Origin of the sequence: Mycobacterium sp., assembly GCF_035653355.1 — a bacterium.
Lineage (GTDB): Bacteria > Actinomycetota > Actinomycetes > Mycobacteriales > Mycobacteriaceae > Mycobacterium.
Window position 1 is genome coordinate 1 of the sequence record NZ_DASRBZ010000160.1, and the last position, 4,305, is coordinate 4,305.

The following is a 4,305-nucleotide window of genomic DNA, read 5'->3' on the forward strand; positions in this document are numbered from 1 at the left end:
CCACGACGGGCGCGGTGGCGGCGGCGAAGGCGCTCAGCGCTTCGCTCCGCTCAACAGTTGGCCCGACAATGCCAGCCTCGACAAAGCGCGCAGGTTGCTCTGGCCGGTCAAAAAGAAGTACGGCAAGAAAATCTCCTGGGCCGACCTGATCATCTTCGCCGGCAACTGTGCCTATGAATCCATGGGGTTCAAGACGTTCGGCTTCGCCTTCGGGCGCGAGGACGTCTACGAACCTGAGGAGATGTTCTGGGGTCCCGAGGACACCTGGCTCGGCGACGAGCGCTACAGCGGCGAAAGGGAACTTGCAGAGCCGCTGGCGAACGTCCAGATGGGCCTTATCTACGTCAATCCCGAGGGCCCCAATGGCAAGCCGGATCCGCTGGCCGCGGCGATCGACATCCGGGAGACCTTCGGCCGGATGGCGATGAACGACGTCGAGACCGCCGCGCTGATCGTTGGCGGTCACACGGTGGGCAAGACCCATGGCGCCGGCGATGCCGACCTCGTCGGTCCGGAGCCGGAGGCCGCTCCGATCGAGCAGCAAGGTCTGGGCTGGAAGAGCGCCTACGGCACCGGCGTCGGCAAGGACGCGATCACCAGTGGTCTCGAAGTGGTATGGACGCCCACGCCGACGAAGTGGGACAACAGCTACCTGGAGACCCTGTACAAGTATGAGTGGGAGCTGACCAAGAGCCCCGCCGGTGCGTGGCAATACGTCGCCAAGGATGCCGAGCCCGTCATCCCTGACCCGTTCGATTCGTCGGCGAAGCGTAAGCCGACCATGCTGACAACCGACCTGTCGATGCGGATGGACCCGATCTACGGCAAGATCACCCGTCGCTGGCTCGACCACCCGGAGGAACTCGAGGAGGAATTCGCCAAGGCCTGGTACAAGCTGCTGCACCGCGACATGGGGCCGGTTTCGCGCTACCTGGGTCCGTGGGTTCCGGAGCCGCAGCTATGGCAGGACCCCGTTCCCGAGGTCGATCACGATCTCATCGACGAGGCGGACATCGCCGCGCTCAAAGGCAAGCTCTTGGAGTCGGGACTTTCCATCTCCCAGCTGGCCGCCACCGCGTGGGCGTCAGCGGCGAGCTTCCGCGGCACCGACAAGCGAGGCGGGGCCAACGGCGCTCGGATTCGGCTTGCACCGCAAAAGGACTGGGAGGTCAACAACCCGGCCGAACTCGCCAAGGTGCTACCGGTCCTCGAGCGGATCCAGCAGGACTTCAACAGCTCGCAGTCCGGCGGCAAGAAGGTCTCGCTGGCTGACGTGATCGTGCTGGGTGGTTGCGCAGCGGTCGAGCAGGCGGCGAAGAAGGCCGGCTTCGACATCACGGTCCCGTTCTCGCCTGGGCGCACCGATGCCTCGCAGGAGCAGACGGACGTGGAGTCGTTCGCGGTACTCGAGCCGAAGGCCGACGGCTTCCGCAATTACCTGAGGGCCGGCGAGAAGGTGTCGCCGGAGCATTTCCTGGTGGATCGGGCTTACATGTTGAACCTGACCGCTCCGGAGATGACGGTCCTGATCGGCGGCATGCGGGCGTTGGGCACCAACTATGGCCAATCCAAGCATGGTGTGTTCACCGACCGGCCCGAGACGTTGACCAACGACTTCTTTGTGAACCTGCTCGACATGGACAACGAGTGGAAGGTTTCCGAGTCGACGGAAAACGTCTACGAGGTTCGCGACCGCGCAACCGGTGAGCTCAAGTGGACGGCCACGGCTGTCGACCTGATATTCGGTTCCAATTCGGTGTTGCGCGGTTTGGCGGAGGTCTACGGCGCCGACGACGCGCAGGAGAAGTTCGTGCGCGACTTCGTCGCTGCCTGGGTCAAGGTGATGAACCTCGACCGCTTCGACCTGCGCTGAGCAGTAACCGCTGAACGGCGCCCCGCGAGTCGCCACGGCTCGCGGGGCGCCGTGCATTCTGGCCAAACAGCCCGGAAAGAACAGCCATGGCCGACCGTCCACCCTTTAACTGGCCGAACGGTAAACGTGCAGCCCTGAGCATCTCCTTCGACGATGCACGCCCGAGCCAGCTGGACAATGGAATAGAGATCCTGGACCAATACGGGTTGGCCGGAACGTTTTACGTACTGCCCGATATGGTGCGCTCGCGGCTGGCCGGCTGGGAAAAAGTGGTCGCCGCCGGGCATGAAATCGGCAACCATACCGTGACCCACCCCTGCAGCGGCAACTACACGTTTTCCCGCAGTAACGCCCTTGAGCACTACACCTTGGAGCGGTTGGAGCGCGACGAGCTGCTGGCAGCCAACGACGCGATAGAAGAGCTACTGGCAACTAAGCCAAGGACATTCGCCTACCCGTGCGCGCAACGCTTCGTCGGGGTGGGCGAACAAACACAGAGTTACGTGCCGCTCGTGGCCCGGCACTTCATCGTCGGGCGCGGCGGGTTCGACGAGGTGCCCAACGACCCGACGATCTGCGACTTGGCTCAGATCACCTCCCTTGACATCGACGGCGCGGGCCCGGAGCGGCTGCGGTCGCTTGTGCAGTGGGCGCTCGACGAAGGCCGGTGGCTTGTACTGGCCGGCCACGATGTCGGGGATTCGACGCCGCAGAGCGTTCCTCCGAGCAGCCTCGAGGCGCTCTGCCGGTACGCCCGAGAGCTACAGGTTGAGCTGTGGGTGGACACCGTGGTTGCCGTCGGGTGGTTCCTGGCGGAACAGCGCGATCAGGGCCGCTCGAAATGCTGGTAGTCGATGGGTGACTTCCAATAGCCACCCCACCGCCAGCCCCGATCGGTGAACACACGCGTGGCCGGATCGCCATCGTGCAGAACGCCTGGATCCGTGCGGCTGCGGTCGAGGTAGGCCACCGCGTTCTTCGGTTCGAATGTGCCGCTGGCGTGGACGGACGGGTTGAGAAGCGGGTTGAGATCGATGGCTCGCCCGTACGCGTGCAGAGACCAGTCGTCGCTGCCCTCGATGCGCCTGCAGTTGAACGCCGACGTGTTGTTGTCCTCCATCGATAATTCGTCGGCTGCGGCTCGGTAGTGGTCGACGGTACGGACCTTCTCGATCGGAAACCGCTGTTGGTAGAGCTGCTCGAAGACTGCGGTGACTTCTGCCACCAGCTCCTCATTCACGATCAGCTCGCCGCGGTGCGTCTGGCCGTCCATCCCAATGTGGTTGACCTCCACCCGCCGCAACTGGCCCGGTTCAACGGGGCAATCCGGCTGCCAGCTCGCGCCCAGCTCGGCGGCGGTGACCGCGTGAACCGCCGCAGGGGGTGGTGCTGGTGGCGGAGTAGCAGATGTCGCGCGAGAGGGTGGAGGAGTTGCGGCCGGACGTGGCGGCGCGGTGGTGCAATGCGGGGCCACCGCGCCGGCTGCAGTCACCACTGCCAGTGCCACAACTCTCCGCTTGGCCAGCGTCCATCCCCGCCGAGCACTCATCACGGGTTCCTCCCACGTGCGGCCAAGGCTAGCGCGGGGCCGAAATGTGCCGGCGAGGTTGTCAGACCGGTGGTGCATGGTCGCGGCCGGCAGCCGGTGCTCGGTCTGCGAGCACCCGTGGATTGACCTCCGATTCGCCTACAGGTGTTGCCGCATGCGGGTCGGCGTCTGTCAGCGCTGGCGCGCATATCCAGGGACGATCGGTCAGAGCCAGCTCCACTCGCTACCCTGGATGACTCGTGGGCTTGTCTGCACCGGCAACCGAGCGACGAACCGCCGTCGAACCGCGCGGAATTGTGTCGCCATGGGTTCGCTGGGGAGGCCCAGTGGTGTTGGCGGTCGCGTTGGTGCTCTACGCCGTGGTGTACGTGCACTGGCCTCGGCAAGCCGTGCAGGTTGACCTGCAGGTATACCGCTTCGGCGCAATGCGGGTGCGAGAGGGGCTGGACCTCTATTCGATCGGATTGACCGGCAATCCCAGGGAGTTGCTGTTCATCTACCCGCCGTTCGCCGCGCTCTGCTTTTTGCCACTGACCCTTATGGTCGAGGTATCGGCCCAGGCGTTGTGGTTGCTGGTCATGTGCGTCCTGGTGATCTACGTGGTGCGGCGTATGCTCACGTCGCTCGACGTCACCCCGGCGAACGGACTGTGGAGCCTGACCGCGCTATTGGTGGGGCTTGTCGCATGGCTGGAACCGTTTCGGCTTTCGCTGCAGCTCGGACAGATCAACATCGCCATCCTCGCGATGGTCGTCGCCGATCTGCTCGGGCCTACACAGCGCAAGTGGGCGGGAATTGGAATCGGGCTGGCGGCGGGGATCAAGCTGACCCCGGCCTTATTCATCATCTACTTGGCCGCGACCGGGCGCCTGCGTGCAGCAAT

General features: G+C 64.6%; 4 protein-coding genes. 3 read left to right on the plus strand and 1 reads right to left on the minus strand.

From position 1 onward, the window contains the following. Together katG and VFA16_RS05275 are read left to right on the plus strand one after the other, a co-directional pair. Positions 1-1,873: catalase/peroxidase HPI (katG, locus tag VFA16_RS05270; RefSeq protein ID WP_324966803.1), on the plus strand; the 1,873-nt coding region annotated here is incomplete at its 5' end. An 86-nt stretch (positions 1,874-1,959) separates the two neighbouring features. Continuing rightward, positions 1,960-2,724, plus strand: a complete 765-nt coding sequence (locus VFA16_RS05275; RefSeq protein ID WP_324966804.1) for a polysaccharide deacetylase family protein — start codon at positions 1,960-1,962, stop codon at positions 2,722-2,724. Here the strand turns inward: VFA16_RS05275 and VFA16_RS05280 are convergent. Continuing rightward, a complete protein-coding gene (locus VFA16_RS05280; protein WP_324966805.1) occupies positions 2,700-3,422 on the minus strand; it encodes a M15 family metallopeptidase in 723 nt (240 codons plus the stop codon). The two genes, VFA16_RS05275 and VFA16_RS05280, sit on opposite strands and share 25 nt — an antisense overlap. A 326-nt stretch (positions 3,423-3,748) precedes the next feature. Between VFA16_RS05280 and VFA16_RS05285 the strand changes: the two genes are divergently transcribed. Next, positions 3,749-4,305, plus strand: a 557-nt coding sequence (locus VFA16_RS05285; protein ID WP_324966806.1) for a glycosyltransferase 87 family protein, incomplete at its 3' end; no start/stop codon positions are given.